Origin of the sequence: Pseudomonas sp. 31 R 17 (assembly GCF_900004915.1) — a bacterium.
In the GTDB taxonomy this organism is placed as follows: Bacteria; Pseudomonadota; Gammaproteobacteria; order Pseudomonadales; family Pseudomonadaceae; genus Aquipseudomonas; species Aquipseudomonas orientalis_A.
Genome location: NZ_CVTN01000077.1, coordinates 25,384 through 49,914, shown reverse-complemented (window position 1 = coordinate 49,914; position 24,531 = coordinate 25,384). Strand labels below are relative to the sequence as shown.

At 60.8% G+C, this 24,531-nt stretch carries 18 protein-coding genes and 1 pseudogene; 11 read left to right on the top strand and 8 right to left on the bottom strand.

From position 1 onward, the window contains the following. Positions 1–3: 3 nt before the first annotated feature. The 5 genes from BFP89_RS20870 to BFP89_RS20850 all read right to left on the bottom strand — a co-directional run bounded on the left by BFP89_RS20870 (position 4) and on the right by BFP89_RS20850 (position 4,783). On the bottom strand, positions 4–1,107 hold the full coding sequence (locus BFP89_RS20870; RefSeq protein ID WP_065887349.1) for an ABC transporter ATP-binding protein: 1,104 nt from the start codon (positions 1,105–1,107) through the stop codon (positions 4–6). Positions 1,108–1,130: 23 nt separating this feature from the next. Beyond that, positions 1,131–1,961 carry a carbohydrate ABC transporter permease gene (locus BFP89_RS20865; RefSeq protein ID WP_065887345.1) on the bottom strand — a complete coding sequence of 277 codons (831 nt, stop codon included), beginning with the start codon at positions 1,959–1,961 and terminating at the stop codon, positions 1,131–1,133. Positions 1,962–1,971: 10 nt separating this feature from the next. Continuing rightward, the gene (locus BFP89_RS20860) at positions 1,972–2,862 is read right to left on the bottom strand and encodes a carbohydrate ABC transporter permease (RefSeq protein ID WP_065887342.1); all 891 of its coding nucleotides are present in this window, start codon (positions 2,860–2,862) and stop codon (positions 1,972–1,974) included. 150 nt (positions 2,863–3,012) lie between these two features. Then, a complete protein-coding gene (locus tag BFP89_RS20855; RefSeq protein ID WP_065887341.1) occupies positions 3,013–4,335 on the bottom strand; it encodes an ABC transporter substrate-binding protein in 1,323 nt (440 codons plus the stop codon). A gap of 199 nt (positions 4,336–4,534) precedes the next feature. Continuing rightward, on the bottom strand, positions 4,535–4,783 hold the full coding sequence (locus tag BFP89_RS20850; RefSeq protein WP_065887339.1) for a DUF6124 family protein: 249 nt from the start codon (positions 4,781–4,783) through the stop codon (positions 4,535–4,537). 446 nt (positions 4,784–5,229) lie between these two features. On the opposite strand from BFP89_RS20850, the gene BFP89_RS20845 reads away from it, so the two are divergent. The 4 genes from BFP89_RS20845 (at position 5,230) to BFP89_RS20830 (ending at position 8,219) form a co-directional block, all read left to right on the top strand. Then, the gene (locus BFP89_RS20845; protein ID WP_065887337.1) at positions 5,230–5,610 is read left to right on the top strand and encodes a PAAR domain-containing protein; all 381 of its coding nucleotides are present in this window, start codon (positions 5,230–5,232) and stop codon (positions 5,608–5,610) included. Beyond that, complete coding sequence (locus BFP89_RS20840) at positions 5,607–7,073, top strand: S-type pyocin domain-containing protein (protein ID WP_065887335.1); 1,467 nt, start codon at positions 5,607–5,609, stop codon at positions 7,071–7,073. The genes BFP89_RS20845 and BFP89_RS20840 overlap by 4 nt, the downstream gene beginning before the upstream one ends. Continuing rightward, a complete protein-coding gene (locus BFP89_RS20835) occupies positions 7,073–7,549 on the top strand; it encodes a DUF6392 family protein (RefSeq protein WP_065887333.1) in 477 nt (158 codons plus the stop codon). Before BFP89_RS20840 ends, BFP89_RS20835 begins: the two co-directional genes overlap by 1 nt. 250 nt (positions 7,550–7,799) lie before the next feature. Continuing rightward, entirely contained in the window at positions 7,800–8,219 is a 420-nt protein-coding gene (locus BFP89_RS20830) for a DUF6392 family protein (protein ID WP_256097368.1), read from the top strand. A gap of 217 nt (positions 8,220–8,436) precedes the next feature. Here the strand turns inward: BFP89_RS20830 and BFP89_RS20825 are convergent, their stop codons facing one another. After that, a complete protein-coding gene (locus tag BFP89_RS20825; RefSeq protein WP_065887330.1) occupies positions 8,437–9,342 on the bottom strand; it encodes an AraC family transcriptional regulator in 906 nt (301 codons plus the stop codon). Positions 9,343–9,413: 71 nt separating this feature from the next. Next, positions 9,414–10,703: a glycosyltransferase gene (locus BFP89_RS20820; RefSeq protein WP_065887328.1), complete on the bottom strand. Its 1,290-nt coding sequence runs from the start codon at positions 10,701–10,703 to the stop codon at positions 9,414–9,416. 159 nt (positions 10,704–10,862) lie between these two features. On the opposite strand from BFP89_RS20820, the gene tpx reads away from it, so the two are divergent. From tpx to BFP89_RS20785, 7 genes and pseudogenes are all read left to right on the top strand, one after another. Next, positions 10,863–11,363, top strand: a complete 501-nt coding sequence (tpx, locus tag BFP89_RS20815) for a thiol peroxidase (protein WP_065887327.1) — start codon at positions 10,863–10,865, stop codon at positions 11,361–11,363. Positions 11,364–11,595: 232 nt separating this feature from the next. Then, positions 11,596–12,894 carry an MdtA/MuxA family multidrug efflux RND transporter periplasmic adaptor subunit gene (locus BFP89_RS20810; RefSeq protein ID WP_065887325.1) on the top strand — a complete coding sequence of 433 codons (1,299 nt, stop codon included), beginning with the start codon at positions 11,596–11,598 and terminating at the stop codon, positions 12,892–12,894. Further along, positions 12,891–15,992, top strand: coding sequence for an MdtB/MuxB family multidrug efflux RND transporter permease subunit (locus BFP89_RS20805; protein ID WP_065887323.1), 3,102 nt, complete (start codon positions 12,891–12,893; stop codon positions 15,990–15,992). The genes BFP89_RS20810 and BFP89_RS20805 overlap by 4 nt, the downstream gene beginning before the upstream one ends. Further along, positions 15,989–19,096, top strand: coding sequence for an efflux RND transporter permease subunit (locus BFP89_RS20800; RefSeq protein WP_065887321.1), 3,108 nt, complete (start codon positions 15,989–15,991; stop codon positions 19,094–19,096). The genes BFP89_RS20805 and BFP89_RS20800 overlap by 4 nt, the downstream gene beginning before the upstream one ends. Beyond that, a complete protein-coding gene (locus BFP89_RS20795) occupies positions 19,093–20,634 on the top strand; it encodes an efflux transporter outer membrane subunit (protein ID WP_065887319.1) in 1,542 nt (513 codons plus the stop codon). Before BFP89_RS20800 ends, BFP89_RS20795 begins: the two co-directional genes overlap by 4 nt. A gap of 808 nt (positions 20,635–21,442) precedes the next feature. Next, positions 21,443–21,973, top strand: a complete 531-nt coding sequence (locus BFP89_RS20790) for a GNAT family N-acetyltransferase (RefSeq protein ID WP_065887317.1) — start codon at positions 21,443–21,445, stop codon at positions 21,971–21,973. A gap of 143 nt (positions 21,974–22,116) precedes the next feature. Continuing rightward, positions 22,117–23,528, top strand: a pseudogene (locus BFP89_RS20785) (MFS transporter). Here BFP89_RS20785 and BFP89_RS20780 read toward each other — a convergent pair. Beyond that, the gene (locus BFP89_RS20780) at positions 23,515–24,483 is read right to left on the bottom strand and encodes a DMT family transporter (RefSeq protein WP_065887315.1); all 969 of its coding nucleotides are present in this window, start codon (positions 24,481–24,483) and stop codon (positions 23,515–23,517) included. The pseudogene BFP89_RS20785 and the gene BFP89_RS20780 overlap by 14 nt on opposite strands. Between the last annotated feature and the right edge of the window lie 48 nt (positions 24,484–24,531).

Genomic DNA, 24,531 nt, shown 5'->3' with positions numbered 1-24,531 from the left:
AAATCAGGCGGCGGCGCGCAGGGGGCGGGTGACGGCCACGCCATCGGTGTCGAACAGATGGCAGTGCGCCGGGTCCAGGTGCAGGTGCAGCGTCTCGCCGTACTGGCTGGCCATGTCGCCACGGATGCGCATGGTCAGCGGCTCGCCGTTGGCGGTGATGACGTGGCAGAAGGTGTCGCTGCCCAGGCGCTCGCCGACGTCGGCGGTGACGGTCAGGGTGGTCTGGCCCGGCGCGGCGATTTCCAGGTGCTCGGGGCGAATGCCCAGGGTCACCGCGCTGCCCACGCTCAAGCTGGCGCCGCTGAGCGGCAGGCTGATCAGGGTGCCGGCGTCGAGTTGCACGTCACAGCCCTGGCCTTCGACACGGGTGACCTTGCCCTTGAGGAAACCCATCTTCGGCGTGCCGAGAAAACCCGCCACGAACAAATTGGCCGGCTGGTGGTACAGCTCCAGCGGCGAGCCGACCTGTTCGATGCGACCGCTGTTAAGCACCACGACTTTGTCGGCCAGGGTCATGGCTTCGACCTGGTCGTGGGTCACGTAGATCATGGTCGCCTGCAGCTCTTTATGCAGGCGCGCCAGTTCCAGGCGCATCTGCACGCGCAGGGCAGCGTCGAGGTTGGACAGCGGTTCGTCGAACAGGAAAATCTTCGGGTTGCGCACAATTGCCCGGCCAATCGCCACGCGCTGGCGCTGGCCGCCGGAGAGCTGCTTGGGCTTGCGCTCCAGCAGCGGGCCCAGTTCCAGGATGCGCGCCGCTTCATTGACTTTGCTCTCGACGATTTTCTTGTCGACGCCGGCCAGGTCCAGGGCGAACGACATGTTCTTGCGCACACTCATGTGCGGGTACAGCGCATAGGTCTGGAACACCATCGCCAGGTCGCGCTTGGCCGGGGTCACCTCGGTGATGTCGCGGCCGTCAAGTTCGATGGTGCCTTCGCTGACCTCTTCAAGGCCGGCGATCAGCCGCAGCAGCGTGGATTTGCCGCAGCCCGACGGGCCGACGAACACCACGAATTCCTTGTCGTTCACTTCCAGGTCGATGCCCTTGATGATGGAAAAACCTTCGAAGCCTTTTTGCAGATTCTTGATTTTCAGGTTGGCCATGATGGGCCCTCCGCTTGGAATTATTATTTGACGGCGCCAAAGGACAAGCCGCGTACCAACTGCTTCTGGCTGATCCAGCCAAAGATCAGGATGGGCGCGCAGGCCAGGGTCGACACGGCGGACAATTTGGCCCAGAACAAGCCTTCGGGACTGGAGTAGGAGGCGATCAGCGCGGTCAGCGGCGCGGCGCTGGAGGACGTCAGGTTCAGCGACCAGAAGGCCTCGTTCCAGCACAGGATCAGCGACAGCAGCACGGTTGACGCCAGGCCGCCCTTGGCGATCGGCAGCAGCACGCGGACCATTTCCTGCCACAGGGTGGCGCCGTCCAGGCGGGCGGCTTCGAGGATGTCCTTGGGGATGTCCTTGAAGTAGGTGTACACCATCCACACCACGATCGGCAGGTTGATCAGGGTGTAGATGATGATCAGCGCAATGCGCGTGTCGAGCAGGCCAAAGCTCTTGGCCAGCAGGTAGATCGGCATCAGCACGCCCACCGGTGGCAGCATCTTGGTCGACAGCATCCACAGCAGCGTGCCCTTGGTGCGCTGGGTTTCATAGAACGCCATGGAGTAGGCGGCCGGCACCGAGATCAGCAGGCACAGCGCGGTGGCGCTGAAGGAAATCAGCACCGAATTCCACGCGTAGGCAAAATAGTTGCTGCGCTCGTTGATGTGCAGGTAGTTCTCCAGCGTCGGCGTGAAGATGAACTGCGGCGGCGTGGCGAACGCGTCGATTTCGGTCTTGAAGCTGGTCAGCACCATCCAGAAGATCGGGAAGAAGATCAGGATCGCGATGGCCCAGGCCAGGGTGCCGAGCAACAGGCTTTGCAGGCGGCGGGATTGTTGAAGCGTCATGGCGCGGCCCTCAAGGCTTGTCAGTCAGGTTTTTGCCGATCATCCGCACCAGGATGATCGCCGCGATATTGGCGATGACCACGGCAATCAAGCCGCCGGCCGAGGCCATGCCCACGTCGAACTGCACCAGCGCCTGGTTGTAGATCAGGTAGGCGAGGTTGGTCGATGCGTAGCCGGGGCCGCCGTTGGTGGTGGTGAAGATTTCGGCGAACACCGAGAGCAGGAAGATGGTTTCGATCATCACCACCACGGCAATCGGACGGGCCAGGTGGGGCAGGGTCAGGTGCCAGAAGATCGCAATGGCGCCGGCACCGTCCAGGCGCGCGGCTTCCTTCTGTTCCTGGTCCAGGGACTGCATGGCGGTCATCAGCAACAGGATCGCGAAGGGCAGCCACTGCCACGACACAATGATGATGATCGACAGCAGTGGGTAATGCGCCAGCCAGTCCACCGGCTCGGCGCCGAAGAACTTCCACACGGCGGCGAGAATCCCCGACACCGGGTGGAAAATCAGGTTCTTCCAGATCAACGCACCGACGGTGGGCATGATGAAGAACGGCGAAATCAGCATCACCCGCACGATGCCACGCCCGAGGAATTCACTGGCCTCCAGCAGTGCACTGATCAATACGCCGAACACCACGCTGATCAGCAACACACTGCCTACCAGCAACAGGGTATTGGTGGCGCCGGGCAGAAAGCCCGAGTCGGTGACGAAGTAGGTGAAGTTTTCCAGCCCCACGAACTGGTTTTCGCCGGGGTAGAGCAGGTTGTAGCGGATCAGCGAAAAGTACAGGGTCATGCCCAGCGGCACGATCATCCACAGCAGCAACAGGGCCACCGAGGGGCTGACGAGGAACCAGCCGGGGTTGGCCAGGCGGTTTTTGGGCGTTGTATTCATGGTGATCAGAACCAGTCAGGTACATGCAAACGCGGTCAGTGTGGGAGGGGGCTTGCCCCCGATAGCGGTGTATCAGGTGATGAATCAGTTGGCTGATCCACTGCTATCGGTGGCAAGCCCCCTCCCACATTTGACGGTGGTGAGGCTGGGTTATTTGGGGTAACCGGCCCGCTTCATTTCACGCTCGGTGGTGGTCTGTGCGGCGGTCAATGCGGCATCCACGGTCTGCTGACCGGTCAACGCACCCGAGAAGAACTTGCCGACCTGGGTACCAATCGCCTGGAACTCGGGAATGGTCACCAACTGGATACCGATATACGGCACCGGTTTTTCGGTGGGCTTGGTCGGGTCCGCCACTTTCAGCGATTCCAGGGTCACCTTGGCGAACGGTGCGGCCTTCATGTACTCATCGCTGTAGGTCGACTTGCGCGTGCCTGGCGGGACGTTGGCGACGCCGTCGGTCTTGGCGACCAATGCGCCATATTCCTTGGAGGTGGCCCAGCTGGTGAACACCTTGGCGGCGTCCTTGGCCTTGGAACTGGTGGGGATCGCCAGGCTCCAGGAGTACAGCCACGAGGTGCCCTTGTCGGTCTTCTCGTGCGGGGCGAAGGTAAAGCCGACGTGCTCGGCCACCTTGCTCTGGGTTTTGTCGGTGACAAACGAGCCGGCCACGCTGGCGTCCACCCAGATCGCGCACTTGCCGCTGTTGAACAGCGCCAGGTTCTCGTTGAAGCCGTTGCTGGAGGCACCCGGCGGGCCGGATTTCTTCATGTTGTCGACGTAGAAATTCAGCGCGTCCTTCCACTCGGGGCCGTTGAATTCGGGCTGCCACTTCTCATCGAACCAGCGCGCGCCGTAGCCGTTGGCCAGGGTGGTGATCAGCGCCATGTTCTCGCCCCAACCGGCTTTGCCGCGCAGGCACAGGCCGTATTGCTCTTTGGATTTGTCGGTGAGTTTGGCCGCGAATTCGCCGATCTGGGTCCAGGTCGGGTGCTCGGGCATGCTCAGCCCGGCGTCCTTGAACAGGTCGGTGCGGTAATAGGTGATCGAGCTTTCGGCGTAGAACGGCAGGGCGTACAGCGAGCCCTTGACGGACAGGCCGTCACGTACCGACGGGAACACGTCGTCAAGGTCGTAGGACGCCGGCAGGTCCTTCATGGGTTCCAACCAACCCTTGGCGCCCCAGAGTGCGGCTTCGTACATGCCGATGGTCAACACATCGAACTGCCCGCCCTGGGTGGCGATGTCGGTGGTCAGGCGTTGGCGCAGTACGTTTTCTTCGAGCACCACCCAGTTCAACTTGATCTCCGGGTGCTCGGCCTCGAAGGTTTTCGAGAGCTTCTGCATGCGGATCATGTCGCTGTTGTTGACGGTGGCAATGGTCAGGGTTTGCGCGCCAAAGCTGACGGCGCTGAGGGTCATGCATGCAGTCATGCAGGTAGAGGCAAGCAGTACTTTTGCTGTGAACTTCATCGCGCACTCCATTTCCGCGCCCAGGGGCTACGGAAGGACAGTTATTGTTGTTGTGTCTTCCCATCAAGGAGTCAGGAAGAGTGTGCGTTGATTACAGCCTTCAAATGCGGTTGTGACAAATCCTTGGGAGCACGCTCACTGATACTTTTTTGCACTCGATGATCGTCCCCGTGACGCGTGGGGACGATCGATGCCGTATTTAACGCTCGATATCAGCCAGTACCCGCTCAGCCAACAATCGAGACACCTCGATCAACTGGGCAATCCCCAGCGCGCCTTCGCGCCGCGAGGCGTCGAGCTCAAAGGCGAAATCGCAGGTGAGGGCGTAGGCAGAGGCGAGGGATTCGCTTAGGTTGACCAGCAGGTCTTGCGTGGAGATGCCGTCTTTTACGGTGAACAGCACGCTGGGTGCTGGATCGATTGGGGGATTTGGGGTGGGTTTGATCATGGTGAAACTCCTGATTTAAGTGGAGTTACCACCCTTTCGCCGCGACGCTATTGGGTGGTAGCTGTACGCAGGTTCGCGGACCGGAATCAGGAAACCGGCATACCCGAAGGTATCCCGCGCACAGCCACCATAAGACCGCACAGTAGACGATAAAAAAACGCCGACTAAAAGCGGAAATGGCACTTTGCATCTGATTAAACCGGGCCGCGACGCCCGACCGCTGAGTGTGCAGCGGTGTAGGGAGACTAGAGATCGAGTGTCCTGGGGGCAACCTCAAAGCCTTGTAAGACGTTTCTGTTTTTCCCAATACCTAGCCGAACGGACAGTTGTTTGGCTTCGCGCCAGCCAGCAACATCTTTCTTGCGCCAGTTCGGCGCCATTCCCGCTGCATACATCAACGCCATGACCGCGTTTGAGCACCGCTGCACGCTAAAAAAGGACGAAGCATGAAAGACACCGATACTGAAATCCAACAATCAACTCGCCCAATCAAAGCTATCTACGACTACGCGACACTCGGCTCAAGAACGCGTATGGGTGGAGAAATCATTACTGCAAGCACCAGCCTCGAGATCCATGACTTGCGCATCGCGTGCGTCGGCGACCGAGTGCGCTACCCCGATGGCAAAGAGAGCGAAATTGTCTCGGGAGCAGGTTTCGCAGCCATCTACAAAGGTCTGCCCATCGCCATTGTCGGCAGCGCTACCGACAACGGCGACACCGTGACGGGCAGCCTGCAAAACCTGGCTCAGGTGGTGGAGTACGCGGACGGCGAGGGTATTCCTGGCCTTCTAAAGCCTGGATATCGCGTGGAGAGTCAGATGTGAGGCGCTACAACATCACCACGGGTTCAACCACCACAGCGGGTGGCAAAGTGACCAGTGGTTGTGAGCGCACCAGTTTCAACGGCGAATTAATCTCAAGGGAGGGTGACCGGGTCGCTTGCCCGGCTTGCGGCACTGAAGGCTTCATCGCGCTCGTCGGTCCTCATCTGCACGAAGAGTGGAACGGCAAACAAGCGGCACTTGAGGGGGATCTGTGTATCTGCAAATGCGATCCGCCGCCGGAGTTGATTGCCAATCAGCGCTTCAAATGCCAGGAGTTCGGTCCCCAGCCTCAACGATTCACCACCGTTGGAATGGGGCCGACCGCGTCCGCCGCGACACCTTTCAACGTAGCCGCGCCCGCTGCGCCGAATCGTGCCGCTGATACCTGCGTTTTCGCCAAATCATGCGTTTCGGTACCCGCCGGTTCTACAGCCGCGGGAACCGGCCCGGAAAACGCCAGAAACTTCGGCGCCACGGCCGTCATGGCCTCAACCGGTACGACGGGCGCCGTCGGCAGGGTAGCAGGCACACTCGGCAGCGACCTCGGTGCCTGGGCTGTACGAGGCTTGGCCGGAGCCAGTTCGGTCCTCAACCTTGTGCTGCTGGCATTCTGGCCACGGGATATCGGTGACTCAACGTTGTATACCCCGGCGCAGTTGGATGGGATGCGTTTGGCCAGTACGCGGGTGCGCTTCCAGTTTCGCCAGGATGAATCCGGTGAACTGCGTGTTTACGGCATACATACTCACCCTGGCAGTGGCGCCGACCGCGTACCCGTTGCGCAAGCCCGGTGGAATGAGGACCACAGCGCGATGGTCGCGGTGCTGGATGGCATCAGCATCACATGGACGCCGAACCACGGCCCGGTTGTCAGCGTGCCGAGCCCGTATCCCGGTACACCGGAACGCTTGGATAACGTGTTTGTTCATCCAGTTGCGGTGGGGCAAGATTCGGCAATCAGTCACTATCCAGGACGGGATGCAGAAAACATCACCTGGCAGGATACGATCATTTCGTTTCCGGCTGATTCGGGTGTGCCGCCGTTGTATCTGGTGTTTGCCAAGCCGGCGGTCAGGCCATTGGAGGTTGGGCAGGCAGCTGATTTGATGAGTCGTAGCCGTAAGGATGGGCTGGATATTGACCATATTCCTGCGCAAAAGGCGCTGGAACTGGCGTTAAGGCATCGTATGGCGGATTTGACGGATGAGGAGGTTCAGAGCTTTCTTCGTCGTGGCGCCAGCATCGCTATACCAGTCAGAGTGCATCAGAATCACAGTGAGACTTATGGCGGCCGAAATACCAAATACAGACAGAGTAAAGATGCTGAAGACCTTCGAGCAGCGGTGAACAGTAACGTGGATGCGATTAAGAGAGGGCTGCTCGAAGAGGGGTTCGCTGAGTTCGATATCGAGGTCGCCCGTCAACAATTACATGACATCAACCAAGCCCAGGGGTGGTATTGATGGACGCCGTGACAATTGAAAGTTGGATCAAACATCTAGGATGGCTCTATGAGGATTTAATTTCCCACAGAATTATTCCAGGCCTGCCACTCACTGAACTCTATAGCGGGCGTGATTGGTTATCGCTGAAAAAACCAGCTGACGGCCTGGAGTTAAGTTTCTGGGCGGAGACGAGGAGGTACGAGCGACTCTTTATCACCCTGCGCTCTACTGTTGAAGGTACAACAGAGTACAAGGGTGAGCTTCCCAAGCCTTTTGCGTTACTAGCATCCAAGTCAGAGGTGCGAGCAGCTTTCGGTATGCCCATGGAATCACAAGGCCTGACGAAGCTGCCTTTGGATACCGTATTGGGTGGCTTCGATACTTATTCGCTGGATCAGATTAACTTCCCAAATCTGAAAGTGTCCTTTCAGTACACATCCACAATGCAGATTAAAACGTTGGTTTTTTCGTTAATCAACCGAGGGCACCCTTAGTGCAGCAGAAAAATTTATCTTTAACGTGGAAAAGCTTTGAATACTGAAAAAGGGGCACGCATTTATTTAAGCCGAAACAAATGCGTCCCCTTTATGCCTTCATATGCTGGAGCAGGGATTCACCGAATCAGATCTTCAAGACGCTCGCGTTAAAATGCACAAAATAAATGAAACACAGGGGTGGTACTGATGGACGCCGTTACGATCAGTCATTTAGTAGGGGGGGCTCGGTTTCCCTTATCACAAATTGGTGAGCGAAGGACTCATTCAGGAATTACTGCTCAAGCGGCTATTTGATACGTCTGATAACGAGGAGCTAATTCAAAATCCAGAACCCGGCGTGAAATTATGGTTCTGGGCAGAAACAAAACGGCTGGAGCAAGTAATGATCATCCTGATTCAAACAGTCGGGCAGCCTGTCTATACCGGGCAATTACCTCAGCCGTTCAGGTTAGGTATGGATCAGCGATACGTACGTGAGGTTTTAGGTGTGCCCACTAAATCCAAGCCCTCCGTAAAACTGCCAGGTGGATTGGGTGTGCGGGGCGGAGCGGACATATATTACTTGGACCAAAAGGCACATCCCAACGTGATGGTAACTGTCAGCTATCTGGGAAATCTTAGAGTTAACAATATTAGTTTCTCCTTGATTGATTCCGGACACGATTGATTTCCCACAGGGGCTTGCTATAACTATAGAGCGTCGAATTGCTAACATGATCGCCAGTGGCAATTAGCTGTTCGCTCAAGCAAGCCCCCCATAATTTTCCATGTGGCCAAGAACAGAGATCGCTCTTTCTCAGATACACGATGTCAATAAAAAATACATGTGGTATTGATGGGCCTCGTGACAATTGAGCGTCGGATCAGGCATCTAGTGATGGCGTTCAAGCCAAATTCTGCTCCGTCAACCGCTGCACCGCCAACCGCCGATAATGGGACGGCGTCATCCCCTTGAGCTGCTGAAACCGCCGATTGAAGTTGGAAATATTGTTGAAGCCTGACTCAAAGCACACATCCGTCACTGCCTTGTCGCCATCAGCCAGCAATTCGCAGGACTTGCTGATGCGCAGCCGGTTGACGAACTCAATGAACGTGCGGCCCGTAGCCTGTTTGAACACCCGGGAAAAATACGTCGGCTTCATCCCCAGGTACTCCGCCACTTCCTCCAGCGGCAACTCCCGGGCGTAGTGGGCAAAGATGTAGTCCACCGCGCGGTTGGTGCGGTCGATGCTGTGTTCGTCGGCTTGCTGTGGGGTGGTCACGCCAGACAGCAGTTGGTAGTCCTCACAGGCGCTCAACACCTCCAGCAAGATAAAAAAGTGCCCCAGGCGTGCCATGCCGTGGGCGTCTTCGATCTGCTGCATCAGGGTCATGGCCTGGGCGATGGTCTTTTTGCAGCGGAATTCGATGCCGTATTGGGCACGCTCAAGCAACGGCGCAAGGCTCTTGAGTTCGGCGAAGATGTGGCTGCCGTGTTCGAACAGCTCATCGGTGAAGTTCACCAGCATGTCGCGCTTGGGCACTACCTCGTCTTCCTCCACCTGGCTGATCCAGTTGTGGGGCAGGTTGGGGCCGGTGAGAAACAGGCTTTCCGGGTAGAAGTTGCCGATGTAGTCACCGATAAACACCTTGCCCGAGCTGGCGACGATCAGGTGCAGTTCGTATTCCTTGTGGAAATGCCAGCGCACCAGCGGGCAGGGGAAGCCGTGCTGGCGATAGATGATGGACAGGCCGTTGTGGTCGTCCATCAGCTCGTAGGAAGGGTCGGTGATGCGCGTTGCTCGGGTCATGTTGCCGTCGCTTTATTGTGGTCGCTGCGTAGGATAATGCCCCGTCGCGCGCGACCTCGCCAGCGGTAGCCTTACAGGGTGCGGTTTTTTGCTTCGATCCACTGGGACATGTACTGGGTACTTTTATGCGCATGATGGCGCAGCATGCTGCCGGTGAAGTTGTCCCGCCGATGGGCGGCGAGGTGGTGGCGGCAGTGTTCCAGGCAGGCCACCAGCGCAGGCCCGTGGACCGATTGGTCGTAGCGCCGGGCAAGCAGCTGACGACCGTTTTCCTGGGCCTGGGTCCAGCGTTCGCGGTCCTGGTAAAGGGCCACGGCAGCGGCGGCCAGGGCCGGGGCGTTGTGAGCGATTACGCCGGGCCAGGGCTGATCATCGCCCATAGCCTCGGCGCCGATAGGGGTGGTGACATTGGGCGTGCCGCACAGCATCGCATCGATCAACTTGCCCTTGATGCCCGCGCCAAAACGCAGCGGTGCCAGGCAAATACGCGCGGCGCTCATCACTTGCAGCGCGTCTTCGGCCCAGTTCATCACATGAAAACCCTGGGCCGGGTTGTGCAGGGCAGTGGCCTTGGGCGGCGTATAGGCGCCGTAGATATGCAACTGCGCGCCCGGCAATTGCTGGCGGATCAGCGGCCACAGGCTGTTCTTCATCCATAGCACCGCGTCCCAGTTGGGCGCATGGCGGAAGTTGCCGATGCTGAGAAAGTGCGCACGCTCTTCAAACGGCGCAAACGCGGCCTTGGGCGGCTGCAGCATCAACGGGCACCAGTGGAGCAGGGCGGCCGGCACCTTGAACTGTTCGGTGAGCAGACGGATTTCCACGTCGGAGATCATCAGGCTGATGTCACAGCGGTAAATCGCGGCGATTTCGCGCTTGGCCAGGTCGGTGTCGGCCATGCGTTGGAACTCGTCCTCCAGCGCCGGCGCGAACAGGGCGCTCAGGTCGTCGCTGTCGGGGTTGGCCTTTACGTAGTCCTTGAAACGCTGGTGGCGGGCGTCGCGCAGGCTTTGCAGGTCGGAGGTCTCCAGCACGCGCAGGGCGTCGGGGCAGCACTTTTCGACGCGCCAGCCGAATTGCTCTTCCATCATGAAACGGTCGAACAGCACGATATCCGGGGCCAATTCGCGAACAAAATCATCGAAGCTGCTGTTATTCAGTTCAATGGCGCATTCAGCGATGCCGAGTGCGGGCAAGTCGGCCTTGTGTTCGCCGATAGTCGCCGGGCTGCTGAAGGTAATGTCCCAACCTTGTGTAAGAAAACTCTCAAGGATCTGCATCATATGCCCGCCCGCAGCCGAGGAGCGCGGCTCCGGCCAGACGTAACCAATGACCAGGACTTTGGTGGCAGGCTGATTCATTAACAGCGGTTTCCTTGAGGGACAGGCTAAAAGCGCGCAATTAAACCACAACCCGGCGACATGACAATTTGTGTCTGGCGGTAGGTAGCGTCGGCACTTTGTGGTTAACTTCGGCCTCTCGAATTCGTTTAACCAAAACCCAGCATAAGGATTCCGTTCATGGCTCAAGTCACCCTTAAAGGCAACCCGGTCCAGGTTGAAGGCGAATTGCCACAAGTCGGCACCCAGGCGCCCGAGTTCACCCTGACCGCCGGCGACCTGTCGGACGCGACCCTGGCGAGCTTCGCCGGCAAGCGCAAAGTGTTGAACATCTTCCCAAGCGTCGACACCCCGACCTGCGCCACCTCGGTTCGCAAGTTCAATGCCCAGGCCAACGACCTGAACAATACCGTGGTGTTGTGCATTTCCTCGGACCTGCCGTTTGCCCAGGCACGTTTCTGCGGCTCCGAAGGCCTGGACAACGTCAAGAGCCTGTCGGACTTCCGCAGCGCCGCGTTCTCCCAGGATTACGGCGTAGACATCGTTGAAGGCCCGCTGCGCAGCCTTACCGCTCGCGCCGTTGTGGTGCTGGATGAGCACGACAAGGTGCTGCACAGCGAACTGGTTGCCGAAATCGGCCAGGAGCCAAACTACGAAGCAGCCCTGGCTGTTTTGAAGTAACTGTTTCTACGCGTGACTGTCGTAAGGCAGTCACACGTATGATGCAAGCTTGCGGCCTGGCCTAGTCCAGGCCGTTTTTATTTGGGTGTCAGCAGCTTAGCGAAACCGCCCAGGCACCAGGACCCGAATTTCAAAAGTTGTAAGCCCAAGGTAAATAGCCGGTAAAGGCGCTTTTCTAAATGCGCTCCAGTGCTTATCTTTCAGCCTCCCAAAGAAGAAGCTCTCGCGCCCAATGGTTGATCACTCCATGCAATCCTCCCCCCGCAACTCCCGCCGCTGGCTGTTTGGCCTGCTCGTGCTGCTGGTTATCGCCGGCCTGTGCTGGAAATTCTGGCCCGGCGGCGCGACCCATAAAGACGCCCCGGCCGGGCACACCGGCAAGACCGGCATGGCGCGCCCAGGGTTCGGCGGCTCCACCGGCCCGGTGCCGGTGCGCGTGGCGCCGGCAGTATTGGGGGAGTTCCCGGTGTACTACAAGGCCCTGGGCACGGTGACCGCGCTCAACACGATCAACGTGCGCAGCCGGGTGGGCGGCGAGCTGGTGAAGATCGCCTTTGAAGAGGGGCAAATGGTCAAGGCCGGCGATTTGCTCGCCGAGATTGACCCGCGCAGCTACCAGAACGCCTTGCTCCAGGCCCAGGGCACGTTGCTGCAGAACCAGGCGCAGTTGAAAAACGCCCAGGTCGATGTGCAACGCTATCGCGGCCTGTACGCCCAGGACAGTATCGCCAAGCAGACCCTGGACACCGCCGAAGCGCTGGTCCTGCAATACCAGGGCACGGTCAAGACCAACCAGGGTGCGGTCGACGATGCCAGGCTCAACCTTGAATTCACCAAGATCCGCGCGCCGATTGCCGGTCGCGTCGGTTTGCGACAGCTTGACGTCGGCAACCTGGTCGCCGCCAACGACACCACAGCCCTTGCGGTGATCACCCAGACCCAACCGATCAGCGTGGCTTTCACCCTGCCGGAAAACACCCTGGACACCGTCCTCACCCGTTATCACGCCGGCAACAAGCTGCCGGTGGAAGCCTGGGACCGTGGCGACACGAAAAAGCAGGCGGTGGGCGTGCTGCAAAGCCTGGACAACCAGATCGACGTGACCACCGGGACGCTCAAATTCAAGGCGCGCTTCGATAACAAGGATCAGGCGCTGTTTCCCAACCAGTTCGTCAATGTGCACTTGCTGGCCGACACCTTGCACAACGTGGTGCTGGCACCGTCCGCCGCGATCCAGTTCGGTAACAGCGGCACCTTTGTCTACAAGCTCGATGGCGACAACAAGGTCAAGGTCCAGCCGCTGGTGGTGGGTGATACCGATGGCGACAACACCGTGATCAAGCAAGGCCTGGCGGCGGGTGATCGGGTGGTCATGGAAGGCACCGACCGTCTCAAGGACGGCAGCGAAATCGAAGTGGTCAACGACAGCAACGAAGTGCCGACCACGCCGACCGAACACCTGCAAGGCAAGCCCGCGGCGAAAGGGGAGACCGGTACTGACGCCGGCAAGGCGCAAAAGGTCGGCGCATGAACCTGTCGCGCCTGTTTATCCTGCGCCCGGTCGCCACCACGCTGAGCATGCTCGCCATCGTGCTGGCCGGCCTGATCGCTTACCGCTTGTTGCCGGTTTCGGCCTTGCCCCAGGTGGATTACCCGACCATTCGGGTGATGACGCTGTACCCCGGAGCCAGCCCCGACGTGATGACCAGCGCGGTCACTGCGCCGCTGGAGCGCCAGTTCGGGCAGATGCCCGGCCTGACCCAGATGGCCTCCACCAGTTCGGGCGGTGCGTCGGTACTGACCCTGCGCTTCAACCTCGACATCAATATGGATGTCGCCGAGCAGCAGGTGCAGGCCGCGATCAACGCCGCCACCAACCTGTTGCCCAAGGATTTGCCGGCGCCGCCGGTGTACAACAAGGTCAACCCGGCGGACACCCCGGTGCTGACCCTGGCAATCACTTCCAAGACCATGCTGCTGCCCAAGCTCAATGACCTGGTCGACACGCGCATGGCGCAGAAGATCGCGCAGATCAGCGGCGTCGGCATGGTCAGCATCGCCGGCGGCCAGCGCCAGGCGGTGCGCATCAAGGTCAACCCCGAGGCCCTGGCGGCCAATGGCTTGAACCTGTCGGATGTGCGCACCCTGATCGCCGCGTCCAACGTCAACCAGCCCAAGGGCAACTTCGACGGGCCCACGCGGGTGTCGATGCTCGATGCCAACGACCAGTTGGTGTCCCCCGAGCAATATGCCGAACTGATCCTGGCCTACAACAACGGCGCGCCGTTGCGCCTCAAGGACGTGGCGCAGATCGTCGACGGCGCCGAAAACGAGCGCCTTGCCGCCTGGGCCAACGAAAACCAGGCCGTGCTGCTCAATATCCAGCGCCAGCCGGGCGCCAACGTGATCGAGGTGGTGGACCGTATCAAGGCCCTGCTGCCGAGCATCACCGACAACCTGCCGGCGGGCCTGGACGTGACGGTGCTCACCGATCGCACCCAGACCATCCGCGCGTCGGTCAAGGATGTGCAGCACGAATTGCTGATCGCCATCGCTCTGGTGGTGATGGTGACGTTCCTGTTCCTGCGCCGGGTCAGCGCCACGATCATTCCGTCCATCGCCGTACCGCTGTCACTGGTCGGCACCTTTGGCGTGATGTACCTGGCGGGGTTCTCGGTCAACAACCTGACATTGATGGCCCTGACCATTGCCACCGGCTTTGTGGTGGACGACGCCATCGTGATGCTGGAGAACATCTCCCGCTATATCGAGGAAGGCGAGACGCCCATGGCCGCCGCGCTCAAGGGCGCCAGGCAGATCGGTTTCACCCTGATTTCCCTGACCCTGTCGCTGATCGCCGTGCTGATCCCGCTGCTGTTCATGGCCGACGTGGTCGGGCGCCTGTTTCGCGAGTTCGCCATCACCCTGGCGGTGGCGATCCTGATTTCCCTGGTGGTGTCCCTCACGCTCACGCCGATGATGTGCGCGCGCTTGCTCAAGCGTGAACCGAAGGAAGAAGAGCAGGGCCGCTTTTACAAAGCCAGCGGCGCCTGGATCGATTGGTTGATCGACGCCTACGGGCGCAAGCTGCAATGGGTGCTCAGGCACCAGCCGCTGACCCTGCTGGTGGCCATCGCCACCCTGGGCCTTACGGTGGTGCTGTACCTGGTGGTGCCCAAGGGCTTCTTTCCGGTGCAGGATACCGGGGTGATCCAGGGCATTTCCGAAGCGCCGCAGTCGATTTCGTTTGCCGCGATGAGCCAGCGCCAGCAGGAACTGGCGAAGATCATCCTGGCCGATCCGGCGGTGGAAAGCCTGTCCTCCTACATTGGCGTGGACGGTGATAACGCCACCCTCAACAGCGGTCGCTTGCTGATCAACCTCAAGGCCCATGGCGTGCGCGACTTGAGCGCGGTGCAGGTGATCGCTCGCCTGCAACCGGCCATCGACAAGCTGGTGGGCATCCGCCTGTTCATGCAGCCGGTGCAGGACCTGACCATCGAAGACCGCGTCAGCCGTACCCAGTATCAATTCAGCATGTCCTCACCGGACGCCGAGTTGCTGGCGCTGTGGAGCGACAAGCTGGTGCACGCCCTCGGCCAGTTGCCGGAACTCACCGACGTGGCCAGCGACCTGCAGGACAAGGGCCTGCAGGTGTACCTGGTAATCGACCGCGATGCCGCCTCGCGCCTGGGCGTCAGCGTCTCGACCATCACTGACGCGCTTTATGACGCCTTCGGCCAGCGGCAGATTTCCACCATCTACACCCAGGCCAGTCAGTACCGCGTGGTCTTGCAGGCGCAGTCCGGCGAAACCCTCGGCCCGGCCGCGCTCAACCAGATCCACGTGAAGACCACCGACGGCGGCCAGGTGCGGCTGTCGAGCCTGGCCCATGTGGAGCAGCGCCAGGCGCAGTTGGCGATTGCCCATATCGGCCAGTTCCCGGCGGTGATGATGTCGTTCAACCTGGCCCCCGGGGTCGCGCTGGGCAAAGGCGTGGAGCTGATCAACCAGACCCAGAAGGACATCGGCATGCCGGTCGGCGTGCAGACCCAGTTCCAGGGCGCGGCCCAGGCGTTCGAGGCCTCGCTGTCGAGCACCTTGCTGCTGATCCTGGCGGCGGTGGTCACCATGTACATCGTGCTCGGCGTGCTCTACGAGAGTTATATCCACCCGATCACCATTCTTTCGACCTTGCCCTCGGCGGCGGTGGGTGCCTTGCTGGCCTTGCTGCTCAGCGGCAATGACCTGGGCATGATCGCGATCATCGGCATCATCCTGCTGATCGGTATCGTCAAGAAGAACGCGATCATGATGATCGACTTCGCCCTCGACGCCGAGCGCAACCAGGGCCTGGACCCGCAGACCGCCATCTACCAGGCGGCGCTGCTGCGCTTCCGGCCGATCCTGATGACCACCCTGGCGGCCTTGTTCGGTGCGGTGCCGTTGATGCTGGCCAGCGGCTCCGGCGCGGAATTGCGCCAGCCCCTGGGCCTGGTGATGGTCGGCGGGTTGCTGGTGAGCCAGGTGTTGACGCTGTTCACCACGCCGGTGATCTACCTGTATTTCGACCGTCTTGGCCGGCGCTGGCGTAAAGAGCCGCAAAGCCTGGAGCCGGTTGAACCATGAACCTGTCCGGACCTTTCATTCGCCGGCCGGTAGCGACCATGCTGCTGAGCCTGGCGATCATGTTGCTCGGTGGCGTCAGCTTCAATTTGCTGCCGGTGTCGCCGTTGCCGCAGATCGACTTCCCGGTGATCGTGGTGTCGGCCAGCTTGCCGGGTGCCAGCCCCGAGGTGATGGCGTCTACCGTGGCCACGCCGCTGGAGCGCTCGTTCGGCGCGATTGCCGGTATCACCACCATGAGCAGTTCATCGAGCCAGGGCTCCACGCGGGTGATCCTGGCATTCGATTCCGACCGCGATATCAACGGCGCGGCGCGGGAAGTGCAGGCGGCAATCAATGCGTCGCGCAACCTGCTGCCCAGCGGCATGCGCAGCATGCCCACCTACAAGAAGATCAACCCGTCCCAGGCGCCGATCATGGTGCTGTCGCTGACCTCCGACGTGTTGCAGAAGGGCCAGTTGTACGACCTGGCCTCGACCATCCTGTCCCAGAGCCTGTCCCAGGTGCCGGGCGTGGGCGAAGTGCAGATTGGTGGCAGCTCCTTGCCGGCCGTGCGCATTGAGCTGGAGCCCAAGGCCCTCGATCAGTACGGCGTGGCCCTGGATGATGTGCGCAATACCATCGCCAACGCCAACCAGCGCCGGCCCAAGGGCTCCCTGGAAGACAGCGAGCGCAACTGGCAGATCCAGGCCAACGATCAGTTGGAAAAAGCCAAGGACTACGAGCCGCTGCTGATTCGCTACCAGAACGGCGCGGCGTTGCGCCTGAGCGACGTGGCGAAGATCAGCGACGGCGTGGAAGACCGCTACAACAGCGGGTTTTTCAACAACGATTCGGCGGTGTTGCTGGTGATCAACCGCCAGTCCGGCGCCAACATCATTGAAACCGTGCGCCAGATCAAGGCGCAGTTGCCGGCGTTGCAGGCGGTGCTGCCGTCCAGCGTCAAACTCAACCTGGCCATGGACCGTTCGCCGGTCATCACCGCCACCTTGCACGAAGCCGAGATGACCCTGCTGATCGCCGTGGCCCTGGTGGTGCTGGTGGTGTACCTGTTCCTGGGCAACTTCCGCGCCTCGTTGATCCCCACCCTGGCGGTGCCGGTGTCGCTGGTGGGCACCTTTGCGGTGATGTACCTGTACGGGTTTTCGCTGAACAACTTCTCGCTGATGGCGCTGATCCTGGCGACCGGCCTGGTGGTGGACGATGCCATCGTGGTGCTGGAGAACATCTCCCGGCATATCGACGAAGGCGTGCCGCCGATGAAGGCCGCGTACCTGGGCGCCCAGGAAGTCGGCTTTACCTTGCTGTCGATGAACGTGTCGCTGGTGGCGGTGTTTCTCTCCATCCTGTTCATGGGCGGGATCGTCACCAACCTGTTCCGTGAATTCTCCATCACCTTATCGGCGGCGATCATCGTTTCGCTGATCGTGTCGCTGACCCTGACCCCGATGCTCTGTGCGCGCTGGCTCAAGCCCCATGTCAAAGGGCAGATGACCGGCCTGCAGCGCTGGAGCCACCGCATCAACGAACGCATGGTCGCCGCCTACGCCACCAGCCTGGACTGGGTGCTGCGCCATCGGCGCCTGACCCTGCTCAGCCTGTTGCTGACCGTGGGGGTGAACATCGCGCTGTACGTGGTGGTGCCGAAGACCTTCATGCCCCAGCAGGACACCGGTCAGTTGATCGGTTTTGTGCGCGGGGATGACGGGCTGTCATTCAACGTGATGCAGCCGAAAATGGAAATCTTCCGCCAGGCCGTGCTCAAGGACCCGGCGGTGCTCAGCGTGGCCGGCTTTATCGGCGGCAACAGCGGCACCAACAACGCGGTGATGCTGGTGCGCCTCAAACCGATTGCCGAGCGCAAAATCTCGGCCCAGGCGGTCATCGAGCGTCTGCGCAAGGAAGTGCCGTTGGTACCGGGCGGGCGCCTGTTCCTGATGGCCGACCAGGACCTGCAATTCGGCGGCAGCCGCGACCAGACCAGCGCGCAGTATTCCTACATCCTGCAAAGCGGTGACCTGGCCGCGTTGCGCCTGTGGTACCCCAAAGTGGTGGCCGCCATGCGCGAGCTGCCGGAGCTGACCGCCATCGACGCCCGCGAGGGGCGCGGCGCGGCCCAGGTCACCCTGATCGTCGACCGCGACCAGGCCAAGCGCCTGGGAATCGACATGGCCATGGTCACCTCGGTGCTCAACAACGCCTACAGCCAGCGGCAGATTTCCACGATCTACGACAGCCTCAACCAGTATCAGGTGGTAATGGAGGTCAATCCGAAATATGCCCAGGACCCGATTACCCTCAACCAGGTGCAGGTGATTACCGCCGATGGCGCGCGCGTGCCGCTGTCGACCATTGCCCATTATGAAAACAGCCTGGCCGATGACCGCGTCAGCCATGAAGGCCAGTTCGCCTCGGAAAACATCGCGTTCGACATGGCGCCAGGCGTGACGGTGGAGCAGGGCACTGCCGCCATCGAGCGCGCGATTGCCAAGGTCGGCCTGCCGGAAGACGTGATCGCCAAGATGGCCGGCACCGCCGACGCATTCGCCGCGACCCAGAAGGGCCAGCCGTTCATGATTCTCGGCGCGCTGGTGGCGGTGTACCTGGTGCTGGGCGTGCTGTATGAGAGCTATATCCACCCGCTGACGATTCTGTCGACCTTGCCCTCGGCCGGCGTCGGCGCGTTGCTGTCCATCTACCTGCTGGGCGGGGAGTTCAGCCTGATCTCGTTGTTGGGGCTGTTCCTGCTGATCGGGGTGGTGAAGAAAAACGCGATCCTGATGATCGACCTGGCGCTGCAGCTTGAGCGGCATGACGGCATGAGCCCGCTGGAGTCGATTCGCAGTGCCTGCCTGCTGCGCCTGCGACCGATCCTGATGACCACGCTGGCGGCGATTCTTGGCGCCTTGCCGCTGCTGCTCGGCGCCGGCGATGGCGCGGAAATGCGCCAGCCCCTGGGCCTGACCATCATTGGCGGCCTGGTGTTCAGCCAGATCCTGACCCTTTACACCACCCCGGTGGTTTACCTCTATCTAGACCGCGCGCGCCACCGCTTCAACGCCTGGCGCGGCGTGCGTACCGATGCTGCCCTGGACACTGCGCTATGAATGATTCAACCAACGCCAAGCCCCCTGTAGGAGCGAGCTTGCTCGCGAAGGTCGTCAACGATAACGCGCCGAGCTTGGAAGAACGCGGTGTCTGCACGTTTTTCGCGAGCAAGCTCGCTCCTACAGTGGGGTTGGCGTTGTTGCTCAGCGCCTGCGCCATCGGCCCCGATTACCAGCGTCCACCCGTGGTCGAACCGGCGCAATTCAAGCAAGCCCAGGGCTGGCGCCAGGCCAACCCGAGCGACTCCCTGGCCCGTGGCGCGTGGTGGGAGCTGTACGGCGACCGCCAACTGAACGAGCTGGTGGTGCGCCTCAACAGTTCCAACCAGACCGTCGCCCAGGCCGAGGCGCGTTTCCGTCAGGCCCAGGCACTGGTGCGCAGTGCTCGCGGGGCGTTTTACCCCAGCGTCGACCTGAGCGTCGGTAAAACCCGCGCCAGCCAGGGCACCGGCAGCAGCAGCGCCAGCCTGAGCAGTTCCAGCAGCGGTATTCGCGACACCCTCAATGCGCAACTGGGCGTGAGCTGGGAAGCCGACGTCTGGGGCAAATTGCGCCGTGGCCTGGAGGCCAACGAAGCCAGCGCCGAGGCCAGCACGGCAGACCTGGCGGCGATGCGCCTGAGCCAACAGTCGGAACTGGTGCAGAGCTACCTGCAGTTGCGCGTCATGGATGAACAGACGCGTTTGTTGCAAGCCACGCTGGACACCTACCAGCGTTCGCAGCAGATGACCGAAAACCAGTACCGCGCCGGTGTCGCCGGCAAGGACGCCATCGCCCAGGCGCGAACCCAGCTCAAGACCACCCAGGCCAGCCTGATCGACCTGATCTGGCAGCGTGCCCAGCTGGAAAACGCGATCGCGGTATTGATCGGCGAAGCGCCGGCCAATTTCAGTCTGGCCGTCAGCAAGGACATCCCGGCGTTGCCGCAGATTCCCGTGGGCCTGCCGTCGCAGCTGTTGGAGCGCCGCCCGGATATCGCGTCGGCCGAACGTTCGGTGATTGCAGCCAACGCCAATATTGGTGTGGCCAAGGCCGCCTACTACCCCGACTTGACCTTGAGCCTGGCGGGGGGCTACTCCAGCAGCACCTATGAAGACTGGATCAGCCTGCCGAACCGTTTCTGGTCGGTGGGCCCGAAGTTGGCCATGACGCTGTTCGACGGCGGCCAGCGCTCGGCGGAAGTCGACCGCAGCGTGGCCAGCTATGACGAAACCGTGGCCAAGTACCGTCAGACCGTACTGGATGGGTTCCGCGAAGTGGAAAATTACATGGTGCAGCTCAAGGTGCTGGCCGACGAAGCGGTGGTCAGCAACGAGGCGCTGGAGTCTGCTCGCGAGTCGTTGCGGTTGACCGAGAACCAGTACAAGGCGGGGCTGATTGCCTACCTGGACGTGGTTACCGTGCAGGCAACGGCCCTGAGTAACGAGCGCACGGTACTGAACTTGCTGCAGTCGCGGTTGGTGGCGAGTGTGCAGTTGATTGCGGCGTTGGGTGGGGGGTGGGATGGGAACACCCGTCCGGCCGACCAAGATAAGTAGGGGTAACTCAATCTCGGGATGGCCTATGCTGCTACCCGAATGACACGCCTCGGTCAATGTGGGAGGGGCGGTGCGACGATTCGACTTGCCCCCGATGACGGCCTCAGGGCCGACCAGGATCTTGTGTCGATCCTGACCCAAATGTGGGAGGGGGCTTGCCCCTGATGACGGCCTCAGGGCCGACCAGGATGTTGTGTCGATCCTGAGCCAAATGTGGGAGGGGGCTTGGCCCCGATGACGGCCTCAGGGCCGACCAGGATGTTGTGTCGATCCCGGCCCAAATGTGGGAGGGGGCTTGCCCCCGATGACGGCCTCAGGGCCGACCAGGATGTTGTGTCGATCCTGAGCCAAATGTGGGAGGGGGCTTGCCCCGATGGCGGCCTCCGAGCCGACCAGGATGTTGGATCAGATCGAGTACATATCCATTTCTGCGGTAACGGCTGCTATGGGTTCCGCTTTTACAGCGGCTCACTTTTGAAAAGCGCAAAAGTAAGCAAAACGCTCTTGCCCCACCACTCGGCACCTCGCTTAGGCTCGGTGTGCCCTCTCTCCGGCTTGAATCCGTGGGCCGCCGCAATGGGCCATCCATGGCCCAGTGCGGCTAACCCGGCGTCCTGCCGGGTTGCCCACGGATTCAAGCCTGCGTTCGGCCAGCGTGGTTTAACGGGGCGCCTAAGATCAAAAGCAGATCAAGAGCGACTCGCTGCGCATCGTGGTTAGTGTTGGGCGCTACAGTGTTGTGTAAATGCCTATGCCTATGCAGGGTGGGTTTGAGAGCATTAGTTTTTTACCCCAGTGGAACCATCTGATGCCAGACAGCGTGTCACGCCTCGTCTACCGAGCACCTGTTCCAGAAGATCTGGAACGGTTATTCGCCATCTTCGGCGATCCCCAGACCAACCTGTTCAATCCTGCCGGCCCTATGGCCGGTATCGAGGATGCCCGGCGACTGCTGGGCCGATGGATCGAGCAGTGGTCCTGCGAGGGCTACGGCTGGTGGGCGATTGCGCGGCGCGAGAGCCCCGAGCAGATCATCGGTTTCGGCGGCATTGCACCGCTCGACTATCTGACCGTGCGGCGCATCAACCTCGGTTATCGATTCGCCGTGCAAGCCTGGGGGCAGGGCTATGCCACCGAGGTCGGACGCGATGCCCTGGCGCTGGCGTTCGACACACTGGGGGTGCCAGAAGTGTTCGGACTGGTAAGACCCGATCACGCGGCGTCGATCCGGGTTTTGAAAAAAATCGGCATGCAGCCATTCGGTCTGCTGGACGACGTGCCCGGCCAAGCCCCTAGTCTGGTAATGCGCATTTGTCATCCTACAACTGTAACTACCTGAAGTTCTTTCATCCCCGGTAGAGCCTGGCTGACAGCAATCTTTGCGATTGACACTGTCAAAACGGACCGATATAAAAGTCATGGTTGTACGACGACATATGACGTTGCATATGTCCTGCCTAACAAAAATAAAAAAGTGATGCCATGAATCTGAACGAGCCCATCAGTGCCCATCGTGTTGGCCAGGCGGTCGGCAGCTATCGCTGGACGATCTGCGCGATGCTGTTTTTTGCCACGACCGTCAACTACCTCGACCGTCAGGTGCTCAGCCTGCTGGCGCCGCAGTTGTCGACGCAATTTGGCTGGAGCAATACCGATTACGCCAATATCGCGGCGGTGTTCCAGTTCGTCTACGCGATTTCCATGCTGTTCGCCGGGCGCTTTGTCGACAGGATCGGCACCAAGGCCGCTTACATCGTGGCGATCGTTATCTGGTCCACCGGCGCGATCATGCATGCGTTCTCGGTGCAGATGGGCGAGGGCATTGCGGCCGTCAGCACGGCCATCGGCCTGGCGGTGATTCCGGTGTCGATTGCCGGTTTCATGCTGTCACGCGCGGTGCTGGCGATTGGTGAGGCGGGCAATTTTCCCATCGCGATCAAGGCTACGGCCGAGTACTTCCCCAAGAAAGAACGCTCTTTTGCCACCGGCATCTTCAACTCGGGGGCCAACGTGGGCGCTATCCTGGCGCCGATCTGTGTGCCCTTGATCGCCGGCATGTGGGGTTGGGAAGCGGCCTTCATGATCATCGGCATGCTGGGTTTTGTGTGGGTGGCGGTCTGGGCCGCCGTGTACGAAAAACCGGAGCAGCAAAAGCGTCTGTCGGCCGCAGAATTGGCCTACATTCGCAGTGATCAGACCGCACAACCCTTGGCGCCAACCCCTACGGGCGCTGCGGGCGCAACCGCAAAAAAAGTCTCATGGTTCAAGTTGCTGACCTATCGCCAGACCTGGGCCTTTGCCTTCGGCAAGTTCATGACCGACGGTGTGTGGTGGTTCTTCCTGTTCTGGCTGCCCACGTTCCTGTCGGCGCAGTACGGCATGAAGGGCGCCGATATCGTGATGCCGCTGGCCGTGCTGTACAGCATGACCATGGTCGGCAGTATCGGTGGCGGCTGGTTTCCCAGCTATTTCATGGCGCGGGGCGATGCGCCGTATGACGGCCGCATGAAAGCCATGCTGGTGATCGCGCTGTTCCCGCTGGTGGTGTTGCTGGCGCAACCGCTGGGCTACATCAGCTTCTGGGTTCCGGTATTGCTGATCGGCGTGGGGGCTTCGGCGCACCAGGCGTGGTCGTGCAATATTTTCACCACGGTGTCGGACATGTTCCCGCAGAAGACCGTCGCGTCGGTGGTCGGTATCGGCGGCATGGCCGGCGGCCTGGGCGGTGTGGTGATGACCAAGATCGGCGGCTGGGTCTTTGATTACTACAAGTCCGTCAATGACATCCACACCGGCTACATGATCATGTTTGCGATCTGTGCCCTGGCGTACCTGGTGGCGTGGAGCGTGATGAAGGCGCTGAGCAGCGCCACAAGGAAATCACTGATCTGTAGCGCTGCCTGGAAACGTTGCATCGGCCAGAATGATCCGAACTGACATCACGACACCGACCAGCACTGCGGCCAGCCCTGCGGTTTCCATGGGGGCTGGCCAACGCTGATGAAACCAGAGCCCGAGCAGCGTGGCGAACAAGGACTCAAGGGCAATCAATTGGCCGCTGAGTACCATGGGCAGGCGCCGCGTCGCCGCATTCCAGGCCCAGGCACCGACGACGGTGGACATCACGGCAATCACCAGGCTCCAGGCATACAGCGCCCATGCCTGGCTCCAGCCGGCGCCAAGGGTTGGCAACCGCAACAGGCCTGTCGCGTATGTCCATGGGAGGATGAACAGCGCTGCGGCACCGGCGCCCGTCAGCATCAGGGCGGTCCACAGGCTTGTCACGTTGGCAGGCAAGTGTGCCAGCTGCTTCTGGTTGATCACGCTGAAGCCCAGCCATAAGGCTACCGCGCCCAAGGAAAAAAACAGCCCGGCCAGCCAGGATTGGGGGCTTAGCGAGGCCTGGTGGAGGCTGCTGATATTGGTCAGCAACAGCCCCAGCGTGATACAGCCCAATGGCATCACCAATAGGCGCCAGCGCAGGGTCTTATGGCCGGCATTGCCGATCAGCGCCAGCAGCACCGGGACCATTCCAACAAAAGCCGGCGTCAATACCGGGCCGCCGAATATCACGCCCGCAGCGATGCATACGCCATAACCCAGGCAGCCCCATGCGCCCAGCACTGCCGCGAGCAGGCATTGGCCGCGGCTCAGCGCACGCAGTTGCGCGCGGCACAGGATTACCCCGGCTACGCCCACTCCACCGGCCATCAGGAAGCGCACGCTCATCAGGTCGTAGACGCTGTAGGCGCCCGTGACATAGGGCGCAATGAAATTCAGCGCCCAGCCGAGCGTGGCGACGATGGCGAATATCACGCCGGCGACTACAGAGGTGTGGGAAGTGCGCATCAGGCGGGTCCATGAAGTGATGGGGTCCATGGTGCGCAGCCACGCGGG

Excerpts from the sequence above, each read along its gene's own strand:
- BFP89_RS20870 (WP_065887349.1), bottom strand. The coding sequence starts at position 1,107 with ATGGCCAACCTGAAAATCAAGAATCTGCAAAAAGGCTTCGAAGGTTTT.
- BFP89_RS20845 (WP_065887337.1), top strand. The coding sequence starts at position 5,230 with ATGAAAGACACCGATACTGAAATCCAACAATCAACTCGCCCAATCAAA.
- BFP89_RS20855 (WP_065887341.1), bottom strand. The coding sequence starts at position 4,335 with ATGAAGTTCACAGCAAAAGTACTGCTTGCCTCTACCTGCATGACTGCA.
- BFP89_RS20825 (WP_065887330.1), bottom strand. The coding sequence starts at position 9,342 with ATGACCCGAGCAACGCGCATCACCGACCCTTCCTACGAGCTGATGGAC.
- BFP89_RS20860 (WP_065887342.1), bottom strand. The coding sequence starts at position 2,862 with ATGAATACAACGCCCAAAAACCGCCTGGCCAACCCCGGCTGGTTCCTC.
- BFP89_RS20820 (WP_065887328.1), bottom strand. The coding sequence starts at position 10,703 with ATGAATCAGCCTGCCACCAAAGTCCTGGTCATTGGTTACGTCTGGCCG.
- BFP89_RS20810 (WP_065887325.1), top strand. The coding sequence starts at position 11,596 with ATGGTTGATCACTCCATGCAATCCTCCCCCCGCAACTCCCGCCGCTGG.
- BFP89_RS20800 (WP_065887321.1), top strand. The coding sequence starts at position 15,989 with ATGAACCTGTCCGGACCTTTCATTCGCCGGCCGGTAGCGACCATGCTG.
- tpx (WP_065887327.1), top strand. The coding sequence starts at position 10,863 with ATGGCTCAAGTCACCCTTAAAGGCAACCCGGTCCAGGTTGAAGGCGAA.
- BFP89_RS20835 (WP_065887333.1), top strand. The coding sequence starts at position 7,073 with ATGGACGCCGTGACAATTGAAAGTTGGATCAAACATCTAGGATGGCTC.
- BFP89_RS20865 (WP_065887345.1), bottom strand. The coding sequence starts at position 1,961 with ATGACGCTTCAACAATCCCGCCGCCTGCAAAGCCTGTTGCTCGGCACC.
- BFP89_RS20850 (WP_065887339.1), bottom strand. The coding sequence starts at position 4,783 with ATGATCAAACCCACCCCAAATCCCCCAATCGATCCAGCACCCAGCGTG.
- BFP89_RS20790 (WP_065887317.1), top strand. The coding sequence starts at position 21,443 with ATGCCAGACAGCGTGTCACGCCTCGTCTACCGAGCACCTGTTCCAGAA.
- BFP89_RS20780 (WP_065887315.1), bottom strand. The coding sequence starts at position 24,483 with ATGCGCACTTCCCACACCTCTGTAGTCGCCGGCGTGATATTCGCCATC.
- BFP89_RS20805 (WP_065887323.1), top strand. The coding sequence starts at position 12,891 with ATGAACCTGTCGCGCCTGTTTATCCTGCGCCCGGTCGCCACCACGCTG.
- BFP89_RS20795 (WP_065887319.1), top strand. The coding sequence starts at position 19,093 with ATGAATGATTCAACCAACGCCAAGCCCCCTGTAGGAGCGAGCTTGCTC.